We start from the raw sequence: 21783 nt of genomic DNA on the forward strand, positions 1-21783 counted from the left end.
TCAAGGATTACGAATCTGTCGGACCTCTCCGACATATCGTTTTGATGGAGATGTGCTTGGCGCACATTCCATCGTCAGCATGATTCACATTGTTAAAGAGCGGCTGTTCAGAGAACAGTGAGAAGCGCGCTCTGTTGAGCACGCTTGCCACTGCCGGCTAAGCCAGCAATAAGATCAGGTAATTCGTTGTGAGCACTTGCCGCGAGCGGTAGACAGTGTCGATAAGGAGGTGATCCAGCCCCAGGTTCCCCTAGGGCTACCTTGTTACGACTTCACCCCAGTCATGAACCACACCGTGGTGATCGCCCTCCCGAAGGTTAGGCTAACCACTTCTGGTGCAGTCCACTCCCATGGTGTGACGGGCGGTGTGTACAAGGCCCGGGAACGTATTCACCGTGGCATTCTGATCCACGATTACTAGCGATTCCGACTTCATGGAGTCGAGTTGCAGACTCCAATCCGGACTGAGGCAAGCTTTATGGGATTGGCTCCACGTCGCCGTATTGCAACCCTTTGTACTTGCCATTGTAGCACGTGTGTAGCCCTACCCGTAAGGGCCATGATGACTTGACGTCGTCCCCACCTTCCTCCGGTTTGTCACCGGCAGTCTCCTTAGAGTTCCCGACATTACTCGCTGGCAAATAAGGATAGGGGTTGCGCTCGTTACGGGACTTAACCCAACATTTCACAACACGAGCTGACGACAGCCATGCAGCACCTGTCTCAGAGTTCCCGAAGGCACCAATCCATCTCTGGAAAGTCCTCTGGATGTCAAGGGTAGGTAAGGTTCTTCGCGTTGCATCGAATTAAACCACATGCTCCACCGCTTGTGCGGGCCCCCGTCAATTCATTTGAGTTTTAACCTTGCGGCCGTACTCCCCAGGCGGTCAACTTATTGCGTTAGCTGCGCCACTAAGTCCTCAAGGGACCCAACGGCTAGTTGACATCGTTTACGGCGTGGACTACCAGGGTATCTAATCCTGTTTGCTACCCACGCTTTCGCACCTCAGTGTCAGTGTCAGTCCAGAAGGCCGCCTTCGCCACTGGTATTCCTCCCGATCTCTACGCATTTCACCGCTACACCGGGAATTCTACCTTCCTCTCCTGCACTCTAGCCAAGCAGTTCCAGATGCCGTTCCCAGGTTGAGCCCGGGGCTTTCACACCTGGCTGACTTAGCCACCTACGCGCGCTTTACGCCCAGTAATTCCGATTAACGCTTGCACCCTCCGTATTACCGCGGCTGCTGGCACGGAGTTAGCCGGTGCTTCTTCTGCGAGTGATGTCTTTCCTCGGGAGTATTAATCCCGAAGCGTTCTTCCTCGCTGAAAGTGCTTTACAACCCGAAGGCCTTCTTCACACACGCGGCATGGCTGGATCAGGCTTTCGCCCATTGTCCAATATTCCCCACTGCTGCCTCCCGTAGGAGTCTGGGCCGTGTCTCAGTCCCAGTGTGGCTGATCATCCTCTCAGACCAGCTACGGATCGTCGCCTTGGTGAGCCGTTACCTCACCAACAAGCTAATCCGACATGGGCTCATCCGATAGCGCAAGGTCCGAAGATCCCCTGCTTTCTCCCGTAGGACGTATGCGGTATTAGCCTGAGTTTCCCCAGGTTGTCCCCCACTATCGGGCAGATTCCCATGCATTACTCACCCGTCCGCCGCTCGACGCCTTCTAGCAAGCTAGAATCGTTTCCGCTCGACTTGCATGTGTTAAGCCTGCCGCCAGCGTTCAATCTGAGCCATGATCAAACTCTTCAGTTGAAAGCTTGATAGTCTGTTAAGCAGACCAAACTTGGTTCAGAGTCAAACTTCTCGTGAGAGGCTTGCTCCGATATTTGGTGACCTTGTCACCACTCATCGGCAAGCGCTCACACGAATTACCTGATCAAATTTTTAAAGAGCGTCGCTGTTAAGCGAGGAGGCATATTCTATCCGGAACGCTTGAGAAGTCAAGCACTTGATGATGAGTCAATCGACTGCCTCTAAGCATCATCCAGCGGCGAGGAGCGTTGCTCGATCACCTGTTCCGTAAGGAGTGCGGCGTATTCTAGCGAATCGCCCGGGATTGTCAATCGATGATTTGGAAGCGGACTTCAAAAACATCAAACAAAACAACCACCTGCAAACCTCTTTCACCGCTGGTAACGCCATGCGTCCCCGGCAGCGGATGCGTACTTTACGCACGAACCGGGCTGAGGGCAAGGGCTTTTTCCATCGATTGTCATTTCGAGGACATGCGGGCGACATCTCTTCCCTCATCACCTCTTCTTGCTCCTTGGGCCTCGTCTCGCCGTTGCTTGCTGACACATCTCTTCCCCGGCCAGAAACGCATTCGGCCCCGCCAGAAATGGCGGGGCCGAATATCGATCATCACACCAATGGCAGCTGGCGCTTACTTGTTGCCGCGCAGCTTGCGGCCCAGTGCCATGATCGGACCACTGGCGACATAGCAACCGAACAGGCCCAGCAGCATCACGGACGGCTCCAGCGAGATGACCACGAAGGCCAGCACGATGGCGAGCAGCGCGACGAAGGGCACCGGCCCCTTGAGGTCGATCTCCTTGAAGCTGTAGTACCTGATGTTCGACACCATCAGGATACCGGCAGCCGCGACCACGAAGACCATCAGCGACTTGAAGGCGAAGGTCTCGGCGTCAAAGTTGTGCATGGTCCACACACAGCCAGCCACGAGTGCCGCCGCTGCCGGACTGGGCAGGCCGATGAACCACTTCTTGTCGGTGGAGCCTATCTGGACATTGAAGCGCGCCAGGCGCAGCGCCGCACCCGCGACATAGACGAAGGCGGCGATCCAGCCGATCTTGCCGACATCCTGCAGAATCCAGCTGAAGGTGACCAGTGCCGGTGCCACGCCGAAGGACAACATGTCCGCCAGGCTGTCGTACTCCGCACCAAAGGCGCTTTGCGTATTGGTCAGGCGAGCCACACGTCCATCGAGACCATCCAGCACCATCGAGACGAAGATGGCGATGGAGGCATTGGCAAACTCGCCGTTCAGCGCACATACCACAGCGAAGAAGCCAGAGAACAATGCCGACGTGGTGAACAGGTTGGGCAGCAGGTAGATGCCACGCCGACGAACGGGCTTGCCATCCTCGATGGCCTCTTCCACGACTTCGCTGTCGTCGGTGAATTCTTCCACCACCTTGTCCAGCACGGAACTGCTACGGCGGGTCGGTTCTTCGGGGGCATCTTCTGCGCCGGGATGTCGATTTTCGTCAGTCATGGGATTCCTTGCATCATGCCTCGTCGTGGCAGGGTAACCACATTCTACACCTGCCAGTGAGCGCGAATAGTAGTGACACCCTAGCGGCCTCACCGTCGACTGTCACTTCCCTCCCCCATTCGATAGCGCTTATAGAGCAACAACGCAAGCGGGGCGCCCTCCTGATGGAGAGCGCCCCGCTCATTTCACGCCGGATCCAATAGGCAGGATCAGTTGCGTGACTTGTCGACCAGCTGGTTGGCAGTGATCCACGGCATCATGCCACGCAGCTTCTCACCAGTCTGTTCGATCGGGTGCTCGGCGTTCTGACGACGACGGGCCGTCATGGACGGGTAGTTGGTGTTGCCTTCCTGGATGAACATCTTGGCGTATTCACCGCTCTGGATGCGCTTGAGTGCATTGCGCATGGCGACACGGGACTGCTCGTTGATGACTTCGGTGCCGGTCACGTACTCGCCATACTCCGCATTGTTGGAGATGGAGTAGTTCATGTTGGCGATGCCACCTTCGTACATCAGGTCGACGATCAGCTTGAGCTCGTGCAGACACTCGAAGTAGGCCATTTCCGGTGCGTAGCCGGCTTCGGTCAGGGTCTCGAAGCCCATCTTGACCAGCTCGACCGCGCCACCACACAGGACAGCCTGCTCACCGAACAGATCGGTTTCGGTCTCGTCCTTGAAGGTGGTCTCGATGATGCCGGTACGACCGCCGCCTACGCCTGCCGCGTAGGACAGTGCGATGTCCTTGGCCTGGCCAGTCGCATCCTGGTGGATGGCGATCAGGTCCGGGATACCGCCGCCCTTCACGAACTCGGAACGCACGGTGTGACCCGGTGCCTTCGGCGCGATCATGATGACGTCGAGGTCAGCACGCGGCACGACCTGGTTGTAGTGGACGTTGAAGCCGTGAGCGAAGGCCAGTGTCGCGCCCTGCTTCAGGTTCGGTTCCACCTGGTTCTCGTAGATGGCCTTCTGGTTCTCGTCCGGCGCCAGGATCATGACCAGGTCGGCCGCCTTGACCGCTTCCTCGACTTCAGCAACCTTCAGGCCAGCCGCTTCGGCCTTGGCCCAGCTGGAGGAAGAGCGACGCAGGGCTACGGTGACGTCGACGCCGGATTCCTTCAGGTTGTTCGCGTGGGCGTGGCCCTGGGAACCGTAACCGAGGATGACCACTTTCTTGCCCTGGATGAGGGAGAGGTCACAATCCTTGTCGTAATAGAGTTTCATCGTCATTGCTCCTGGCGGCTCACCCCGTCAGCGGGATGGCGTGAGATCTTGAAAGAGTGTCTGTTGTTCTTGCGACCCTTCCCGCGAGGGAAGGGCGTATGTCAGTGTCCAGCGCCGACGGCCATCTATCCTGACCGCTCTGCGTCCCTGGGAGGTCGTGCGCCTTGGATCAAGGTCTGCCGTCCTCCTCCTGCGCGGCGATGAGTCCACCTTACCCGCACCTCGACATTGCGTAAAATGCTATATTTGCACCATCATATGCCATATAGCGCAACACAAGGCATTTCCCCCTTCAGCACTCATCGACAGCGGACTCCGGCATGGACAATCGTCAACTCAAGCAATTCCTGACCCTCGCCGAAACGCTGCATTTCGGACGCGCCAGCACTGCCCTGCACCTGAGCGCCTCTGCCCTGTCACGTGCCATTCGCGCCATGGAAGAGGAACTGGGCGTCAGCCTGTTCGAGCGCGACAACCGCAGCGTCGCACTGACACCGGCGGGAGAGCGCTTCCGTCGTCATGCTCGCGAACTCCTGAGTCAGTGGGATGACATTCGTCAGTCATTGCTGGAAGACAGCGATGAACTGCGTGGCGAGCTATCCCTATACTGCTCGGTGACCGCCAGCTACAGCTTCCTGTATGAGATTCTCGCCTCCTTCCGGGCCCGCCATCCGCATGTGGAGCTCAAACTGCATACCGGTGACCCCGCCGTGGCATTGGAGCGCGTGCTGATGGGCCACGAGGACCTGGCGATCGCCGCACGCCCGGACGTGCTGCCCTCGCGCCTGGCCTTCACCGACTTCGCCGAGTCGCCGCTGCGCTTCATTGCCCCGCGTCGTGATGGCCCCGGCCATCAGCTGGAAGGCATCGGCGGGGCAGACGATTCGGCGGCGGGGGACGACCATATCGACTGGGCGCGCGTCCCGATGATCCTCTCCGAGACCGGCCTGGCGCGCGAGCGCTTCGATGCCTGGTGCCACACCCGTGGCATCAAGCCGCGCCTGTATGCCCAGGTCGCCGGCAACGAGGCCATCGTCAGCATGGTCGGATTGGGCTTCGGGATCGGCGTGGTGCCGCAGATCGTGCTCGACAACTCCCCGCTGGCCGATCAGGTGCGCATCCTCGATGTCGATCCGCCGCTGACCCCCTACAAGGTCGGGCTGTGCGTACAGGAGAAACGTCTTCGACATCCACTGGTACGCGCACTCTGGGAACAGCTGCCCGGTACCCCGCGACGGCCAAAGGAGTGATGACGCAGTGACCCTGCGCCACGGAACATTGCGCTATATGGCCTGCCCCACGCCACAACGAAAACGGCGCCCCGAGGGGCGCCGTTCTTGTCTTGCGATTCCACAATCACCGTCTTACAGGCTCAACACCTTCTCACCGCGGGCGATGCCGGAGACCCCGGTACGTGCCACTTCCAGCACGCCTACCGGCTGCATCGCCGCCAGGAAGGCATCCAGCTTGCCACCGTCACCGGTGATCTGGATGGTGTAGAGGCTCGGCGTGATGTCGACGATCTGGGCACGGAAGATGTCCGCCGTGCGCTTGATCTCGTCACGCTGGGCGCCCAACGCCTTGACCTTGACCAGCATCAGCTCGCGCTCGATGTGGCTGCCCTCGGTGAGATCCACCAGCTTGACCACATCCACCAGCTTGTTGAGGTGCTTGGTGATCTGCTCGATGACGCGATCTTCGCCGACCGTGGTGACGGTCAGACGTGACAGGGTCGCGTCCTCGGTCGGGGCCACGTTGAGGGTCTCGATGTTGAAATTGCGCTGTGAAAACAGGCCGACGACCCGTGACAGCGCGCCCGGTTCGTTTTCCATCAGAATGGAGATGATATGGCGCATCAGGTCCGCTCCGTCTTCGTAAGCAGCATGTCACGCATGGAGCCGAGAGGCACCTGCATCGGATAGACGTGTTCACGCGGGTCGACATAGATGTCGAGGAACACCAGCTCGTCCTTGTTGCGGAAGGCTTCTTCCAGCGCAGGTTCGAGCTCCTCCACCGTGTGCACCTTGATGGCACGGAAGCCATAGGCGCCCGCCAGCTGCACGAAGTCAGGCAGCGACTCCATATAGGAATGCGAGTGACGGGACTTGTAGTTCAGGTCCTGCCACTGACGCACCATGCCAAGCGACTGGTTGTTGAGATTGATGATCTTGACCCCGATCCCGTACTGCTTACAGGTCGAGAACTCCTGCATCATCATCTGGAAGCTGCCTTCCCCGGTGAACAGCACCACATCGTCTTCCGGGTAGGACATCTTGATGCCCATGGCCGCCGGGAAGCCGAAGCCCATGGTGCCCAGACCACCGGAGGTGATCCAGCGGTTGGGGCGCTGGAACTTGTAGTACTGGGCGGCGAACATCTGGTGCTGACCGACATCGGTGGCGACGAAGGCTTCGCCACGCGTCGCGCGGTGCACGGCTTCCACCACCTGCTGCGGCTTGAGCGGCTCGCCCGGGGCAGACGGCTCATACAGCTTGCCTTCACGCTCGGCACGCCAGCCATCGATCTGGGTCCACCAGGCCTCCAGTGCATCGGGGTTGGCCAGCTCACGCCCCTGCACGAGGCTGATCATCTCGTTGATCACGGCATCGGCCGGACCGACGATCGGCACATCGGCGCGCACGGTCTTGGAGACCGAGCTCGGGTCGATGTCGACGTGGATGATCTTGGCCGTCGGGCAGAACTTCGAGGTGTTGTTGGTCACGCGGTCATCGAAGCGCGCACCGATGCAGATGATCAGATCGGTGTGGTGCATGGCATTGTTCGACTCATAGGAGCCGTGCATGCCGGGCCAACCCAGACACTGGCGATCGCCCTGCGGATAGGCACCAATGCCCATCAACGAGGTGGTGATCGGGAAGTTCAGACGGCGCACCAGGTCGGTCAGCGCTTCGCTGGCACGACCGGAGACCACGCCACCGCCGGTGAAGAACAGCGGGCGGCGGGCCTTGAGCATCAGCTCGACGGCCTTCTTGATCTGGCCGCTGTGGCCACGGGTGACCGGGCTGTAGGAGCGCATGCGTACCTTCTTGGGGTAGCTGTACTCGTAACGTTCGGTCGGGGCGGTCATGTCCTTCGGGATATCGATGACGACCGGCCCCGGGCGACCACTGGAGGCCAGATAGAAGGCCTTCTTGATGACTTCCGGAATCTCGCTCGGATGCTTGATCGAGAAGCTGTGCTTCACGATCGGGCGAGTCACACCGACGATGTCGGTTTCCTGGAAGGCGTCTTCACCGATCAGGTGGCTGGCGACCTGGCCACACAGCACGACCATGGGAATCGAGTCCATGTAGGCCGTGGCGATACCGGTCACGGCATTGGTCGCGCCGGGGCCTGAGGTGACCAGCACGACTCCGGGCTTGCCGGAAGCGCGTGCGTAGCCATCGGCTGCGTGGGTAGCAGCCTGTTCGTGGCGGACCAGAATGTGCTGGACCTTGTCCTGACGGAACAGGGCGTCATAGATGTGCAGCGCCGCTCCACCGGGATAGCCGTATATATACTCCACGCCCTCGTCATGCAGCGCGCGGGCGATCATGTCAGCGCCGGAAAGCAATTCCACTTGGTTGTTCTCCCCTGGAGGTCTCGAGTGCGTCCGGCAGCAATACGCAAGCCGGATCGAGTGCGACCTGAATGTCGCTACCGCAACAGTTGCGGCACCTGATGCCAAACCCTGGCGTCTGCGGCCCGGTTAGGGCCTGCACTCTTGTCGCATCGGTTGGATGCGGTCGGGGCTGATGGCCGATCGGTACGGTTGGCGTACCCTGATCGGCATATCCTTCGACAGGCGGACAGCGACTCAGCGTCTGTCCTTCACGTGGCGCTTCGAGGGTCGCCCGAATGGCCACGCCCGCAATCAGGAATGGTCAAGAGTCCAACAGCCGCAAGGGGCTGTCAACTCAACCTTACGCCAGTGTGCGCCGCCTACGCCAAATGCCACACCGATAACGGGAAATCCGGCCATATGCGTGCGTAAAACCTCACGAATGGCATTTAATTCGCAATTTTCTGCCTCTTGATTTTCAGCATCCCTGCCGCCGGGTTGTCATTTTGCGCCCAGACGACAGACACGAAAACGCCCCACCGCAAGTGGAAGACAGACTTCCGTCACGGTGGGGCGTCACTCACGGGCGCGCGATTCAGCGCGTGAAGGTCAGTTCTCCGCCCTCTTCGCCGACCTGGATCACGTCACCGGGCACGAATTCACCGCCCAGCAGCGCCTGGGCCAGCGGGTTCTCGATACGGCTCTGGATGGCGCGCTTGAGCGGACGCGCACCGTAGACCGGATCGAAGCCTGCCTTGGCCAGCAGCGCCATCGCGGCATCGGTGATCTCGAAGCCGAGATCACGTTCGGCCAGCCGCGCCTTGAGCCGCTCGAGCTGAATGCCGGCGATGGAGGCGATCTGCGCCTGCCCCAACGCGTGGAAGACCACCACTTCATCGATGCGGTTGATCAGCTCCGGCCGGAAGTGATTGCCCACGACTTCCATCACCGCCGTCTTCATGTCGTCGTACTGGAAGGCCGCCTTGCGATCGACACTCTCTTGCGTGTCTTCCTCGTCCGCCAGCTCGCCATTGAGACCGCTCATGCGCTGGATCATCTCGGACCCCAGATTCGAGGTCATCACGATCACGGTATTGCGGAAGTCGACGGTACGCCCCTGCCCATCGGTCAGGCGGCCATCTTCCAATACCTGCAGCAGGATGTTGAAGACATCTGGATGCGCCTTCTCGACCTCATCGAGCAACAGCACGGAGTACGGCTTGCGACGTACCGCCTCGGTCAGATAGCCACCCTCTTCATAGCCGACATAGCCGGGAGGCGCGCCGATCAGACGAGCCACCGAGTGCTTCTCCATGAACTCGGACATGTCGATGCGCACCATCGCCTCTTCGGTATCGAACAGGAAGCTGGCCAGCGACTTGCAGAGCTCCGTCTTGCCGACCCCGGTCGGGCCGAGGAACAGGAAGGAGCCATTGGGACGATTCGGGTCCGACAGCCCGGCGCGTGAGCGACGCACCGCATTGGCCACCGCGATCACCGCCTCGTCCTGACCGATCACCTTCTCGTGCAGCGCCTCTTCCATGCGCAGCAGCTTGTCGCGCTCGCCTTCGAGCATCTTGGAGACCGGAATGCCGGTCCAGCGCGAGACGACCTCGGCAATCTCCTCCTCGGTGACATTGGAGCGCAGCAGCACGTGGGCGGAGGTATCCGCCTCGCCTTCGCCGGCTTCGCTGATCTGCTTCTCGAGCCCCGGAATCACGCCGTACTGCAGTTCCGACATGCGGCTGAGGTCGCCGGCACGCCGCGCCTGTTCCAGATCGATGCGCGCCTGTTCCAGTTCGGCCTTGAACTGCGCTGCCCCCTGGATACTGGCCTTCTCGGCCTTCCAGACCTCATCGAGATCGGCGTATTCGCGTTCCAGCTCCGCGATCTGGTCCTCAAGCGCGCCGAGACGCTTGAGTGCCGCTTCGTCGGTCTCCTTCTTGAGGGCTTCACGCTCCATCTTGAGCTGGATCAGACGGCGGTCGAGACGGTCCATCTCCTCCGGCTTGGAGTCCAGCTCCATGCGGATGCGTGACGCGGCTTCATCGATCAGGTCGATCGCCTTGTCCGGCAGCTGACGGTCCGTGATGTAGCGCGATGAGAGGCGCGCGGCCGCAATGATCGCACTGTCAGTGATATCCACCCCATGGTGCACCTCGTAGCGTTCCTTCAAGCCACGCAGGATGGCGATGGTGTCCTCCTCGCTGGGCTGATCCACCTGCACCTTCTGGAAACGACGCTCCAGCGCGGCATCCTTCTCGATGTACTGGCGATACTCGTCAAGCGTGGTGGCACCGACACAGTGCAGCTCGCCACGCGCCAGCGCCGGCTTGAGCATGTTGCCGGCATCCATCGCGCCCTCGGCCTTGCCCGCGCCGACCATGGTGTGCAGCTCATCGATGAACAGGATGACCTGGCCTTCTTCCTGCGACAGCTCCTTGAGGACGGACTTGAGGCGCTCCTCGAACTCACCGCGGAACTTGGCCCCCGCCAGCAGCGAGCCCATGTCGAGAGACAGCACACGCTTGTTCTTGAGGCCTTCCGGCACCTCGCCATTGACGATACGGCTGGCCAGCCCCTCGACGATGGCGGTCTTGCCGACACCGGGCTCACCGATCAACACCGGGTTGTTCTTGGTGCGACGCTGAAGGACCTGAATCGTGCGACGAATCTCCTCGTCACGCCCGATCACCGGATCGAGCTTGCCGTCGCGCGCACGCTGGGTGAGGTCCATCGTGTACTTGTTGAGTGCCTCTCGATTGTTCTCGGCGTCGGCATCTCCCACCGCCTCGCCACCGCGCAGTGCATCGATGGCGGAGGTCAGGGCGGGCTTCTTGATGCCCGAGGAGGTGAACAACTTGCCGAGATCACCGCCCAGCTCCAGCGCGGCCAGCAACGCGAGCTCGGAAGCGATGTATTGATCGCCGCGTTTCTGGGCTTCGCGGTCGGCCAGATTCAGAAGCTTGCCGAGCGCCTGGGAAGGCGCGACATTGCCGTCGAACTGGGACACGGTGGGCAGGTCATCCAGTTGACGCTTGAGCCCGCTCATCAAGCTGGTGGCATCACCGCCCGCCTTGTTGACCAACGCCTTGAGACCGCCATCGCGGTCCTCCAGCAGGGCCAGCAGCAGGTGCTGGGGATGGATTTCATTGTGGCCTCGCCCGACGGCGAGCGACTGGGCATCCGCAAGCGCGTTCTGCAGCTTGCTGGTGAGTTTGTCGATGCGCATGGTGCCTTCTCCTGAGAGTCATGGCGGTACTCCTCTTCTCAGGAGCTTCGCCTGTAACATTTCGTATCTAACCCTAGAGATGGGGGGCTGGGGGGTCGCTTTCAAGGCGTGATTTGCGGCAACGCAGCATGTTGTCCGCGAAGCATGATCCAGATCAGGTTCCCCTGCAGCAGGTTGGCCCTCAGCGCCTGAAGATGTCGCCAGGGGCTTCCGCTCGACACGGAAAAGCGCCCCGCCAACCTGAGTGATCAGGTCAACGGGGCGCTTTCGTCTTTCGGCTTGCCGAGCGTCGGTGCATCGCGGCGGCCAGGTCTCCACTTCATGCTATCAGCGCAGCCAGATCACCGTGGCCATTCGCCCCGTCACGCCATCATCACGGCGATGGGAGTAGAAGCGCGATTCCGAGGCGGTACAGAAGTGACCGCCACTGACATGGCCGACCCCCGCACGCTCCAGCCGCAGGCGAGCCAGCTTGTAGAGGTCGCCCATGTAGTGGCCCAGCCGATAGGGGCTGGATTCGAAGGCGTCGTCGGCCTCGGGGAGATCCGCGATAAAGGCGTCACGCACCTCGGGGCCGACCTCGAACTGGGCATTGGAGATCGCCGGGCCCAGCCAGGCCATCAGCTCGCCCGGGTCATCTCCAAGACGAGCGACAGTGGCTTCCAGCACACCTTCCACCAGGCCACGCCAGCCCGCATGCGCCACCCCGACCCGCGTCCCCTGACGATCACAGAACAGCACCGGCAGGCAGTCCGCCGTCATCACCACGCAGGCCTGCCCCGTACCGGTACTGATGCAGGCGTCAGCACGTGGTGGCACCGCCTCATGGCGCTCATCGGCGTGACAGACGTCAAAGGCATCCACCACCTGAGTCCCATGCACCTGATCCAGCCACGCCAGTGGACGACCATCATCGACCTCCGCCGCGAGCAGATCACGCACCCGCGCGACCATCGCCGGATCATCCCCGACATGCCGCGCCGGATTGAAGCCAGCGTATGGCCCCTGACTCGGGCCACTCTCACGCGTGGTCACGAAGGCCTGCACCGGACTGGGTGCTGGCCAGTCCGGCAGAATCAGGGTCGGGCGTAGACTGTCGTCGTGCATAACCTCTCCTGGCGCGATGGGATACGCGAACCGAGCCCCTCAGCGGGCGATGTCTTCCTTGAGATAGTCGATCAAGACCAGCATGTCACCCGGCATCTCGGCGCGGAATTCGACTTCCTTGCCCGTGATCGGGTGGATGAAGGCGAGGCGACGGGCATGCAGCGCCTGACGCGGGAACTGACGCAGCAGCTCCTTGAGCGGGTCACTGGCCCCCGGCGGAAGCTTCAGACGGCCTCCGTAGACCGGGTCCCCGATCAGTGGATAGCGCTGGTGCGCCATGTGCACACGGATCTGGTGGGTACGCCCGGTTTCCAGCTTGCAGCGGATATGGGTATGGCCCCGGAAGCGCTCCACCACGCGAAAATGCGTGATCGCCATCTTGCCGCTATGGGTCACGGCCTGACGCTTGCGATCCTTGGGGTGACGCCCGATGGGCGCATCCACGGTACCGCCCGCCGTCAGCACACCGGTCACGACGGCATCGTACTCGCGAGACACGGTACGCGCCTGCAGCTGCTCGACCAGGTCCGCCTGGGCGGTCAGCGACTTGGCGACCACCATCAGGCCACTGGTGTCCTTGTCGAGACGATGCACGATCCCGGCACGCGGCAGCATGGCATTGCCCGGACAATGGTGCAGGATGGCATTGAGCAGCGTGCCATCCGGATTGCCGGCCCCCGGGTGCACGACCATGCCGTGCTCCTTGTTGATGACCAGCACGTCGTCATCCTCGAAGACGATCTCGAGCTCGATGTCCTCGGGGCCATGACTGACTTCTTCTTCAAGCTCGGCGGTCAGGGCCAGACGTTCACCGCCATAGACCTTCTCGCGGGGTTTGACAGCGGCACCGTCGAGGGTCAAGGCACCGGTCTTGATCCAGTGCTTGAGGCGCTCGCGGGAATAGTCGGAGAAGATCTCGGCGCAGGCCTGATCAAGGCGCATGCCAATCATCGCCTCCGGGATCCGCTCTTCGCGGTTGATGGTGTCTGCCATATTGCTCTCTGAGGCCGTTTCGCAGGAAAGGGCCTTTGCTTTATAGTGAGTGCGGATCGGCGGATTCTAGCATGCCCGCCATGGATTGCCCGAGATGAGGAAACCGATGCGCGCCCTTCCCTTGACTGCCTTCGCCCTGGCCAGCACCTTGCTGGTCGGCTGTGCGTCCAACGAGCCGGCACCGGATCTTCAGGAGCAGGAGCTGTACCGTCAGGCTCAGGTTTCCCTGGATACCAGCCGCTTCAACTCCGCCGTGCAGCAACTTGAAGCACTGGATACTCGCTTCCCGTTCGGCAGCTATGCCGAACAGTCGCAGCTGGAGCTGATCTACGCCTACTACCAGGTGGACAACTGGGAAGCCGCACGCGCGGCGGCCAGCCGCTTCATTCGGCTGCACCCGGACCACCCGCAGGTCGATTATGCCTACTACATGCGTGGACTGGCAGCCTATAGTGCAGGGCGCTTCAGCCTGGAATCGCTGGACCTGATCGACATCTCCAAGCGGGATCTCGGTGCGACGCGGGACGCCTACGTCGACTTCGGCGAACTGGTGCGCCGCTTCCCCAACAGCACCTACGCGGCAGATTCGCGTCAGCGCATCATCTATCTGCGCAACGTACTCGCGCGTGGCGAGCTGCAGACTGCCGATTTCTACCTGCGCAAGCAGGCCTATCTGGCCGCCGTGAAGCGTGGCGAGTGGGTGATCGAGCACTACCCTAACACTCCTGCCACTCGTGATGCGCTGGCCGTGATGGTCGAAGGCTATCTGGGCCTCGGTCTGCGCGACCGCGCCAGCGAGACGCTCAAGGTGCTGATCCAGAATGATCCGGACAACAAGCGTCTGGATGGCCGTACCTTCGAGCCGCGCTACGTGAAGGCGGATGACCTGACCGTCTGACGATCAGGCTTCCCGCCTCACCATCGAAAAGCCCGTGATCACCGATCACGGGCTTTTTTCATGCTGTCAGCATGGCCAGAATCGTCGGACTCAGGCGCTTTCAGCGGCTTGCGCAAAGAATCCGCAATCCCTGACACCGAACATGAGTTGCCTCAGTCGCCGGCCGCCCAGCCATTGACGATCGGGTAGCGACGGTCACGCCCGAAGCCACGCGGCGTGACACGCACGCCAACCGGTGCCTGACGGCGCTTGTACTCACAGCGGTCGACGAGACGCACCACACGATAGACATCCTCTTCCTCGAAACCGGCACGGATGATCGCCTCGGCACTCATGTCACCCTCGATGTAATGGGTGAGAATCGCATCCAGGGTGTCGTAGTCCGGCAGCGAGTCGCTGTCGAGCTGGTCTTCGGCGAGCTCCGCGGACGGCGGACGCGTGATGACACGCTCCGGAATCGCCGGGCCCATGGTGTTGCGCCAGTTGGCGAGACGGAATACCCAGGTCTTGTAGACGTCCTTGAGCGCATTGTAGCCACCGACCATGTCGCCATAGAGGGTGGCGTAACCCACCGCCATCTCGCTCTTGTTGCCAGTGGTCAGCACCATCAGGCCCTTCTTGTTGGAGATGGCCATCAGCAGCACGCCACGACAGCGTGACTGCAGGTTCTCCTCGGTGGTGTCGCGCTCACTGCCGGCAAAGCTCTCCGCCAGTGTCTCGGTGAACGCCTCGACCATCGGGGCGATGGGCATCACCTCGTAATTCACGCCCAGCAGTGTCGCCTGCTCGGCAGCGTCTTCCCTGGAGATGTCCGCGGTGTAGTGGTACGGCATCATCACCGCATGCACGCGGTCCGCGCCCAGCGCATCGACGGCAATCGCCAGCGACAGGCCGGAGTCGATGCCACCAGAGAGACCCAGCACCACGCCCTTGAAGCCGCTCTTGTTGACGTAGTCACGCAGGCCGGTGACCAGTGCACAGTAGAGCGACTCTTCCGGTGACAGCAGCTCGGCGATCTCGCCGCTCTGCGGCGCCCAGCTACCGCCTTCCTCCTTGAGGAACTGCACCGGCATCAGGCCGACATCCCACCAGGGTGCCTGCACGCAGGTATTGCCCTCGGCATCGATGGCGGCGGAGCCACCATCGAAGACCAGCTCGTCCTGGCCACCGATCTGATTGACGTAGACCAGCGGACACTTCACTTCGGCCGCCCGCTGAGCGAACAGATGATTGCGCTCGGCCGGCTTCTCCAGATGATAGGGCGAGGCATTGAGGCTGACGAGAATGTCCGCGCCGGCATCCCGCGCCTGACGAACGGGCGCGCCATCCCACAAGTCTTCACAGATCACGATACCCAGACGGGCGCCGCGGCATTCCACCACGCAGGCCTCGGAGCCCGGCGTGAAGTAACGCTGCTCATCGAAGACCTGATAATTGGGCAAGGCCTGCTTGGCATACTCGGCGATCCACTCGCCATCCTTGAGCACGCCGGCCAGGTTGTAGCGCTTGCCGTCACGCATGCCGGGGTAGCCGACGATGACCATCACGCCGCGCGCGACCTTGCTGGCCATCCGCGCGCGCGCCTCGGCGAGTCGTGCCTCCATGGATTCGCGCAGCAACAGGTCTTCCGGCGGGTAGCCGGTCAGACACAGCTCGGGCAGCACGACGACGTCGGCCTTGTGCTCGAGACTCGCTTCACGGACGGCTTCGATGGCACGCTCGGTATTGCCGGGGATATCACCGACCAGCGGGTCGAGCTGGGCCATCACCAGAGTCAGATCTTGCATGCGGTAAGGATCTCTCGATTGGCGGTTCGATAAGGGGCCAGTACACTGTGGCCAGACATCTGGCTCAGACTGCTGAGCCGTGCACCGGCTCATCAGTCTCATGATGGCCGCCATTGTCCCGCAAGGTCGCGCCGCTGGCAAAAAGCCACGCGCGCCGCCTCATCTGGGAGTCATATAGGAATGAGCCTGTTGATCATCCGTCTGCTGGTATTCGTCGTCCTGTTCTGGGCAGGCCTGCGCCTCTATCGCATGTATCGCCAATGGAAGCTGAGCCAGGACAACCACGATGACGGCCAGCCTGCCGAGCGCGAGGCCCAGAACATGGTGCGCTGCGCCTACTGCGATCTGCATCTGCCGGAAAATGACGCCATCCGCCATGAAGCGCTGCACTTCTGCTGTCAGGAGCACCAGCAGCATTTCCTCGACGAGGGCCCACGCAAGTAACGCACTGTCTTCCCCCTCGAGACGAAGGCTCGAGGGGGAAGACGCCATGACGATGCTCAGGCCCAGCGCGTCGCGTCTGGCTGGGACGAGGCTTCCAGCGTGGCGATCTCGCCCAGCAAGGTCTCGGGCTGGTAGGGGGTGGGGTCGATGATCGGCGTACGCCCCAGCAACTGGTCCGCCAGCAGGCGGGTCGAGGCCGGCGCCAGTACCAGGCCATTGCGATAGTGACCGGCATTGACGTGCAGATGGCGGCGTTCAGGCGCGGCACCAATGAACGGCGTGCCGGTCGGCGAACCGGGGCGCAGCCCCGCCCAGTGATGCTCGACCTCACACTCGGCCAGCGCCGGGATGATCTCGCAGGCGCTCTTGATCAGCGACTCACGCGCCTCAAGGGTGGTCGCCTTGTCGAAGCCGACCTCCTCCAGCGTGGAACCCGCCACGATGCGCCCATCGGCACGTGGAATCACGTAGCGTCCATTCTTGAGTACCACGCGCTCCACCAGCCCCTTGGGTGCCTTGAACAGCACCATCTGGCCGCGGACTGGCCGCACCGGCAGCGCCAGCCCCGCCTCACTCAGAATCTCGCGACTCCAGGCGCCCCCACAGACCACGACCTGTCCGGCGGACAGCACTGAATTGGCGGTCTGCACGCCGATGGCGGTGTCGTCCTGCAGCAGAATGCCCTGTATCGCGACATTCTCGAGCAGACGTACGCGCGGGTGGGCATCGAGAGCGGCGCGCAGTGACTTGCCCAGGCGCGGATTGCGGATGCTGCCCAGCGTCGGCATCCACAGCGCCGATTCGCAACCGGGCGCGACGGCCGGTGCCTTGTCATAAAGAAAGTCAGCCTCCACGCGCGTCAGCGGCTTGGTGTATTCCTCGGACCACGCCAGTGCCTGCTCGGCATCCTCGACATTCAGGTACAGCAGGCCCTGCTGGCGATATTCGGGGTCGATGCCGGTGGTCTCGATCAGGCGCTCGGCCAGCGTGGGGTAGAAACCTTCCGACCAGGCAGACAGGCGTGAGATCGGCGCACTATAACGCCACGGATACAACGGCGAGACGATACCGCCGCCCGCCCAGGATGCCTCGCGCCCACACTGGCCCCGCTCGACCAGCGTGACCTCGGCACCGCCATCCGCCAGTTCCAGCGCAGTCAGCATGCCGATCACGCCACCGCCTACCACCACAAAGTCATTCACGCCTGTTCGCTCCTGCCTCAAGACCGGGAAAGGCTTCCAGAATACGCCGCCCGCAAGGCGGTGCAAGCGAGCCGCGCCCAATCCAGCATCGCGCCGAGGCCGCTCTCGCCACTGCTACCAGCAATCGCCATCGCCTTCAGCCGTCCGGCGCCCGGTACTACTCAAGCTCAAGGACTTACACTCAGTATCGCGAGCCTGAACACCTGTCGCCGTCGCCTTGACAGTAAAAGCAGTTGCATTGCCATCAAGACTCAATGTGTAAAAGCCATCAGGCGACGTGGTCGCACGCCCCAAACCGTCATCATCACAGCTCGAGCCACCCCCGATACTGGATGAGTATTCACCACAGCGCGCCATGTAGCGCTCCTGCGCCTGTGCTAGCGACACCAGCGCGACATGAGCGTCCTCGCGGTGGGTACGCAGAACATGATTCTGGTAACTGGGATACGCGATGGCAGCCAGAATGCCGACGATGGCAACCACTATCATCAACTCGATCAGACTGAAGCCCCGCCCTCTTCGATAAGCGCTTGACTGACTGTCTATACGCTCATTGGCAATGGCTTGTTCAATCATGGGCATGTCCTGTCGTGAAACAGCCACCGCGGCAAGTTGCGGTGGCTGACATAAGAAGTAAAAGTACACGCTTTACCGAGAGCTTCAGCGCAGCTGGTACCAGGAGACACGGCCAGATGTCGCAGACGTCTGTACATTGAGCTCGAACGGAGTAACCGTGCCAGGGTCGCTGCCACTGGCCCCAGTAGCGACAAAGACATGATTGCCAATACTGGCCAGGCCACTAGGCTCACCAGAGAGTTTGATGCTGACCAGGATATTGCCAACCTCAGGACCAGCTTCATTCACTGTTCCAATAAGATCTCCATCATCGAAGCTACTGTCTCCATTGAGATCGAAAATCGGGACATAGCTTGAGTTGCCGCTATCGTAAGACGGCAGACCAGTCTGTACGTCGACCGCTATCAACCAACCACTACTATTGGCTTCACAGAAGTTACTGCCGCCCCCGTCAGTGCGTGTTGAGACGACCAGCAGATTGCCCAGCAAACTGGCAGGCTGGACGACCTCCTCGCCAGCATCAACGAGATCCAGATACCAGCCGTAGCGTGACTCCTTGTCACTGGCTAAAGGCTGCTGGCCGTAATCAAAAAGCTGGCCATCCAGCGTGCGCCCGACAATCTCTCCCTCAGCATGCTCCACACCAGTAAACTCACGCTGCTCAAGCTGCTCACGCCCCAGGTCGAGATGCTGGCCGTCATCGAGCACGGTATACAGACTTTGCTGGCTGGCCACGTCATCATCAATCGGCGTATAGAGCTGTTCACCCGTGCCGAATGACACAAGGAGATTAGGCTCTTCCATGGTATTCGTCGCACCAGAAAGGCGACTCAATGTCGGCTTGACCGTGATCGGCTGAACACTCCCGCTGGCGCAGCCTTCACTACTATCCGAGTCACAGGTGGCAGTGAAAAGCAGACTGGACTTCCACTCCGCTGGGTCCCTCTCACTAAGGTCAAACTTCCACATTCTCCCCTGCATATCACCGCCGTAAGCAAAATCGATCGTTCCGTTGCCATCAAGGTCAGCGACCTGAAGGCTGGTGAGTTCTCCTGCATCACTCCCGCCGACAAGCTTGGCTATCGCGGTACCAGACGTCAGCTCACGCAGAAACAGAGTGGCAGAAGCCTTGTCGTTCTCCGGTTTGAGTCCATTGGGGATCAGCAAGGCCTGCTGGCCATTGTTGAGTTGACCAACATGAACACCGCCATAGACATAGCCTACATCCTTATCCTTGAGGCCATTGCGGTTATTGGCGACCCCAAACTCCCAACCTGCCAGTCCAGCAGCCGAAACCTCATTGCCTTTGACGGCATCCGAGACATTGAGCACGAAAACCCCACGGCCACCGCCGCCCAACCCGGACGCCAGCCAGGTACTCCCCTCAGCTAACGTCGTCACACGTGGGACGGCATCAACATAATAACGATGCTGGTAACCGGTGCTTGCCAGATAACCGAGCCCTTCTCCATCTTCTTTGCTGAACAACAGCTCAGGAATATACGCGAACTGCTCATCGCCAGATTCGAGATCAAAGGCATGCAACATGCCGTCATTGGCCCCCACAAAGACACTGCCCTGACCATTTCCGCCATCGCGAGTCACAACGACTGGGGAAGATCCAATGATATCGCCCAACACGCTACCCTGACGGGTACGTAGGCCCTTTCCCTCGAGTGCGCGACTCCCTTTGAGCCAGGCGACCACCGCCTCGCGCCCCTCTCTTTTGCTCAGATCATCGGGCGCATGACGCTCCAGATCCTTCTGCTGCGCACTGGTGAGGTTGCCCTCTGAAAACACGACTGTTGAACCGTTATCCGCGGTGTAGACCTTGCGACTGGCGGCTCCTGACTTATTGAGATTGGCCGTCAGCCTGTCCGAAGCATTCCATACAGGGGCCTCTTGGTTTGCCTCGAATGTCCCGCTATCCACCACTTCGGCATCGGAGTCTCCCTGAGCCACTGCCGATACCGCCGTGACTTCCCCCGACCAGCTGGCGGGGGAATAGCTGACCTGAAGTACGACACCACCTGCTTCAACCTCCGCAGTACTCAGATTGGTCGCCACACCGCTGACACTCTCACCACGCGCCACGATATCTCGCGAAATGGCTGCCAGAGCATCGACCAAGGCCGCAGGATCAGCGGCATTGAAGTAGAGCCCGCCCCCATCTTCCGCAGCTTGCTTGAGGTCATCGATGGTGCTGGAGGTCGATTCCTGAACATATCCAGGTATGTCGCTATTCAGCCGAGTATTCCACCTGTCATCATCAGCCTCGACACCAAATGCGACGGTATAGGTCGTCATCACCTGGTTCTCATAACTACCACTACCCAATGATTCCTTGAGGTCCTTGTTAGCGTAGTAATAGGCAACATCAGCCAATGTCGTTTTGCCTCCGTATCCTCCATTGGAGTAATACCAGCGTCGCCCATCATTATTTGCATCTCCGATCGACTCAACGCGAGTACGATCGCCACTGGTACTTTCGCGGTTCCAGAAACCATCAGTAACCAGAATGGTGAAGTTTTGCTGACACATGCCGCCCAAATCAGCACTCATGATAGGTGAGCTATCACCGCGATAATATTCGCCAGCACGATAAAGTGCTTCACGCAATGGTGTGCCGCGATAACTATTGACACTACTGATTACACTGGTAGCAATAGCATCACGCACATCGTCGAAGTGCGCATTGGTATTGACAGCGGCCCCACCAAGAGCAGAACCCAAAAGACTGCCGACCGTATTTAGTATCTTGGTGATAATATCATCGACTGGTACTTGTTGAGCTGTATCAGCATCTGGATTGATCGTCATGAAGCCAGTACGATATTGCGTCCCTGTCAACAGCTCCAAACTGGCCGCCTTACCCACACTCAGACGATCTCGATAATAGGTAAACCAATTAGCATAATTTTGTTTTTGTGCAGGTAATAAATCTGAAACTTCATATTTTAAACTGCAACCACTACCAGCATTACCACTATCCACATAATAGGAAAAACCACGCTTACGATCTGTCAAGTCAACGCGATTTCCTGAGACATCGCCTTTAGAATAATCAATCAAAGCATTTTCTGGATCACTATCATCGGCCCGAGTGCCATCTTCCTCTAGCTTCCAAGGAAGATAATCAAGATTTGGATTATAGGCCTGCGAGTTATATGACGAACAGAAAAAATGCTTATCAAGCTCATACTGGGAGAACACATACTTCCAGCTGCTATTCCAATTACAATAACTGGAACAACGCCAATCGTATCCGAATAGCTTATCATAACCACGAGGCGACCCCCCGCCTTCTACTGTATCTTCAAAGGACATTGACCCAGAATCATCCAACAACAGCAGAACATTCGGAGTAACACCCACGTTCTGGGTAATCGGCAGCTGTGAGAGTGTACGCTCGTCATTTGAAGAGGCAGCAAAGCTTGCTGTAGTGATAAATGCCAAGCCATACATAGGCAGCAGGCAATAACGTAAAGTACGCGGAGTCATGTAAAGAAT

Annotated in this window: 14 protein-coding genes and 1 rRNA gene; 3 read left to right on the plus strand and 12 right to left on the minus strand. The window is 60.1% G+C overall.

Annotated elements, in window-relative coordinates:
* Positions 1 to 222 precede the first annotated feature (222 nt).
* From BOH68_RS16360 to ilvC, 3 genes are all read right to left on the minus strand, one after another.
* A 16S ribosomal RNA gene (locus BOH68_RS16360) occupies positions 223 to 1763 on the minus strand.
* Between the two features lie 631 nt (positions 1764 to 2394).
* On the minus strand, positions 2395 to 3246 hold the full coding sequence (gene pssA / locus BOH68_RS16365) for a CDP-diacylglycerol--serine O-phosphatidyltransferase (protein ID WP_077373497.1): 852 nt from the start codon (positions 3244 to 3246) through the stop codon (positions 2395 to 2397).
* A 209-nt stretch (positions 3247 to 3455) separates the two neighbouring features.
* Positions 3456 to 4472, minus strand: a complete 1017-nt coding sequence (ilvC, locus tag BOH68_RS16370) for a ketol-acid reductoisomerase (RefSeq protein WP_043337232.1) — start codon at positions 4470 to 4472, stop codon at positions 3456 to 3458.
* Positions 4473 to 4792: 320 nt separating this feature from the next.
* Between ilvC and ilvY the strand changes: the two genes are divergently transcribed.
* Positions 4793 to 5722: an HTH-type transcriptional activator IlvY gene (gene ilvY, locus BOH68_RS16375; RefSeq protein WP_077373494.1), complete on the plus strand. Its 930-nt coding sequence runs from the start codon at positions 4793 to 4795 to the stop codon at positions 5720 to 5722.
* 114 nt (positions 5723 to 5836) lie between these two features.
* On the opposite strand, the gene ilvN is transcribed toward ilvY, so the two are convergent.
* From ilvN to rluD, 5 genes are all read right to left on the minus strand, one after another.
* Positions 5837 to 6328, minus strand: coding sequence for an acetolactate synthase small subunit (gene ilvN, locus BOH68_RS16380; protein ID WP_043337227.1), 492 nt, complete (start codon positions 6326 to 6328; stop codon positions 5837 to 5839).
* Positions 6328 to 8052: an acetolactate synthase 3 large subunit gene (locus BOH68_RS16385; RefSeq protein WP_077373491.1), complete on the minus strand. Its 1725-nt coding sequence runs from the start codon at positions 8050 to 8052 to the stop codon at positions 6328 to 6330. The genes ilvN and BOH68_RS16385 overlap by 1 nt, the downstream gene beginning before the upstream one ends.
* A 577-nt stretch (positions 8053 to 8629) precedes the next feature.
* Complete coding sequence (clpB, locus tag BOH68_RS16390; RefSeq protein WP_077373488.1) at positions 8630 to 11266, minus strand: ATP-dependent chaperone ClpB; 2637 nt, start codon at positions 11264 to 11266, stop codon at positions 8630 to 8632.
* 327 nt (positions 11267 to 11593) lie between these two features.
* On the minus strand, positions 11594 to 12373 hold the full coding sequence (gene pgeF / locus BOH68_RS16395; RefSeq protein WP_077373486.1) for a peptidoglycan editing factor PgeF: 780 nt from the start codon (positions 12371 to 12373) through the stop codon (positions 11594 to 11596).
* Between the two features lie 39 nt (positions 12374 to 12412).
* The gene (rluD, locus tag BOH68_RS16400) at positions 12413 to 13366 is read right to left on the minus strand and encodes a 23S rRNA pseudouridine(1911/1915/1917) synthase RluD (RefSeq protein WP_077373483.1); all 954 of its coding nucleotides are present in this window, start codon (positions 13364 to 13366) and stop codon (positions 12413 to 12415) included.
* Between the two features lie 106 nt (positions 13367 to 13472).
* On the opposite strand from rluD, the gene BOH68_RS16405 reads away from it, so the two are divergent.
* On the plus strand, positions 13473 to 14264 hold the full coding sequence (locus BOH68_RS16405) for an outer membrane protein assembly factor BamD (protein WP_103751389.1): 792 nt from the start codon (positions 13473 to 13475) through the stop codon (positions 14262 to 14264).
* A 152-nt stretch (positions 14265 to 14416) separates the two neighbouring features.
* On the opposite strand, the gene BOH68_RS16410 is transcribed toward BOH68_RS16405, so the two are convergent.
* The gene (locus BOH68_RS16410) at positions 14417 to 16051 is read right to left on the minus strand and encodes an NAD+ synthase (protein WP_077373477.1); all 1635 of its coding nucleotides are present in this window, start codon (positions 16049 to 16051) and stop codon (positions 14417 to 14419) included.
* 180 nt (positions 16052 to 16231) lie between these two features.
* Between BOH68_RS16410 and BOH68_RS16415 the strand changes: the two genes are divergently transcribed.
* The gene (locus BOH68_RS16415; RefSeq protein ID WP_077373474.1) at positions 16232 to 16495 is read left to right on the plus strand and encodes a PP0621 family protein; all 264 of its coding nucleotides are present in this window, start codon (positions 16232 to 16234) and stop codon (positions 16493 to 16495) included.
* Between the two features lie 56 nt (positions 16496 to 16551).
* Here the strand turns inward: BOH68_RS16415 and thiO are convergent, their stop codons facing one another.
* From thiO to BOH68_RS16430, 3 genes are all read right to left on the minus strand, one after another.
* Positions 16552 to 17697 carry a glycine oxidase ThiO gene (gene thiO / locus BOH68_RS16420; protein ID WP_077373471.1) on the minus strand — a complete coding sequence of 382 codons (1146 nt, stop codon included), beginning with the start codon at positions 17695 to 17697 and terminating at the stop codon, positions 16552 to 16554.
* A gap of 114 nt (positions 17698 to 17811) precedes the next feature.
* A complete protein-coding gene (locus BOH68_RS16425) occupies positions 17812 to 18273 on the minus strand; it encodes a type IV pilin protein (RefSeq protein ID WP_052384920.1) in 462 nt (153 codons plus the stop codon).
* A gap of 84 nt (positions 18274 to 18357) precedes the next feature.
* Positions 18358 to 21774 (minus strand): pilus assembly protein, encoded by a 3417-nt coding sequence (locus BOH68_RS16430; RefSeq protein ID WP_077373468.1) that lies wholly within the window; start codon positions 21772 to 21774, stop codon positions 18358 to 18360.
* Between the last annotated feature and the right edge of the window lie 9 nt (positions 21775 to 21783).

Source organism: Cobetia sp. MM1IDA2H-1 (assembly GCF_002916775.2).
GTDB classification, from domain to species: domain Bacteria; phylum Pseudomonadota; class Gammaproteobacteria; order Pseudomonadales; family Halomonadaceae; genus Cobetia; species Cobetia marina.

Coding starts and splice junctions, on each gene's coding strand:
- BOH68_RS16425 (WP_052384920.1), bottom strand. CDS start 18,273: ATGATTGAACAAGCCATTGCCAATGAGCGTATAGACAGTCAGTCAAGC.
- pgeF (WP_077373486.1), bottom strand. CDS start 12,373: ATGCACGACGACAGTCTACGCCCGACCCTGATTCTGCCGGACTGGCCA.
- pssA (WP_077373497.1), bottom strand. CDS start 3,246: ATGACTGACGAAAATCGACATCCCGGCGCAGAAGATGCCCCCGAAGAA.
- clpB (WP_077373488.1), bottom strand. CDS start 11,266: ATGCGCATCGACAAACTCACCAGCAAGCTGCAGAACGCGCTTGCGGAT.
- ilvN (WP_043337227.1), bottom strand. CDS start 6,328: ATGCGCCATATCATCTCCATTCTGATGGAAAACGAACCGGGCGCGCTG.
- BOH68_RS16405 (WP_103751389.1), top strand. CDS start 13,473: ATGCGCGCCCTTCCCTTGACTGCCTTCGCCCTGGCCAGCACCTTGCTG.
- BOH68_RS16415 (WP_077373474.1), top strand. CDS start 16,232: ATGAGCCTGTTGATCATCCGTCTGCTGGTATTCGTCGTCCTGTTCTGG.
- BOH68_RS16430 (WP_077373468.1), bottom strand. CDS start 21,774: ATGACTCCGCGTACTTTACGTTATTGCCTGCTGCCTATGTATGGCTTG.
- ilvY (WP_077373494.1), top strand. CDS start 4,793: ATGGACAATCGTCAACTCAAGCAATTCCTGACCCTCGCCGAAACGCTG.
- BOH68_RS16410 (WP_077373477.1), bottom strand. CDS start 16,051: ATGCAAGATCTGACTCTGGTGATGGCCCAGCTCGACCCGCTGGTCGGT.
- rluD (WP_077373483.1), bottom strand. CDS start 13,366: ATGGCAGACACCATCAACCGCGAAGAGCGGATCCCGGAGGCGATGATT.
- ilvC (WP_043337232.1), bottom strand. CDS start 4,472: ATGAAACTCTATTACGACAAGGATTGTGACCTCTCCCTCATCCAGGGC.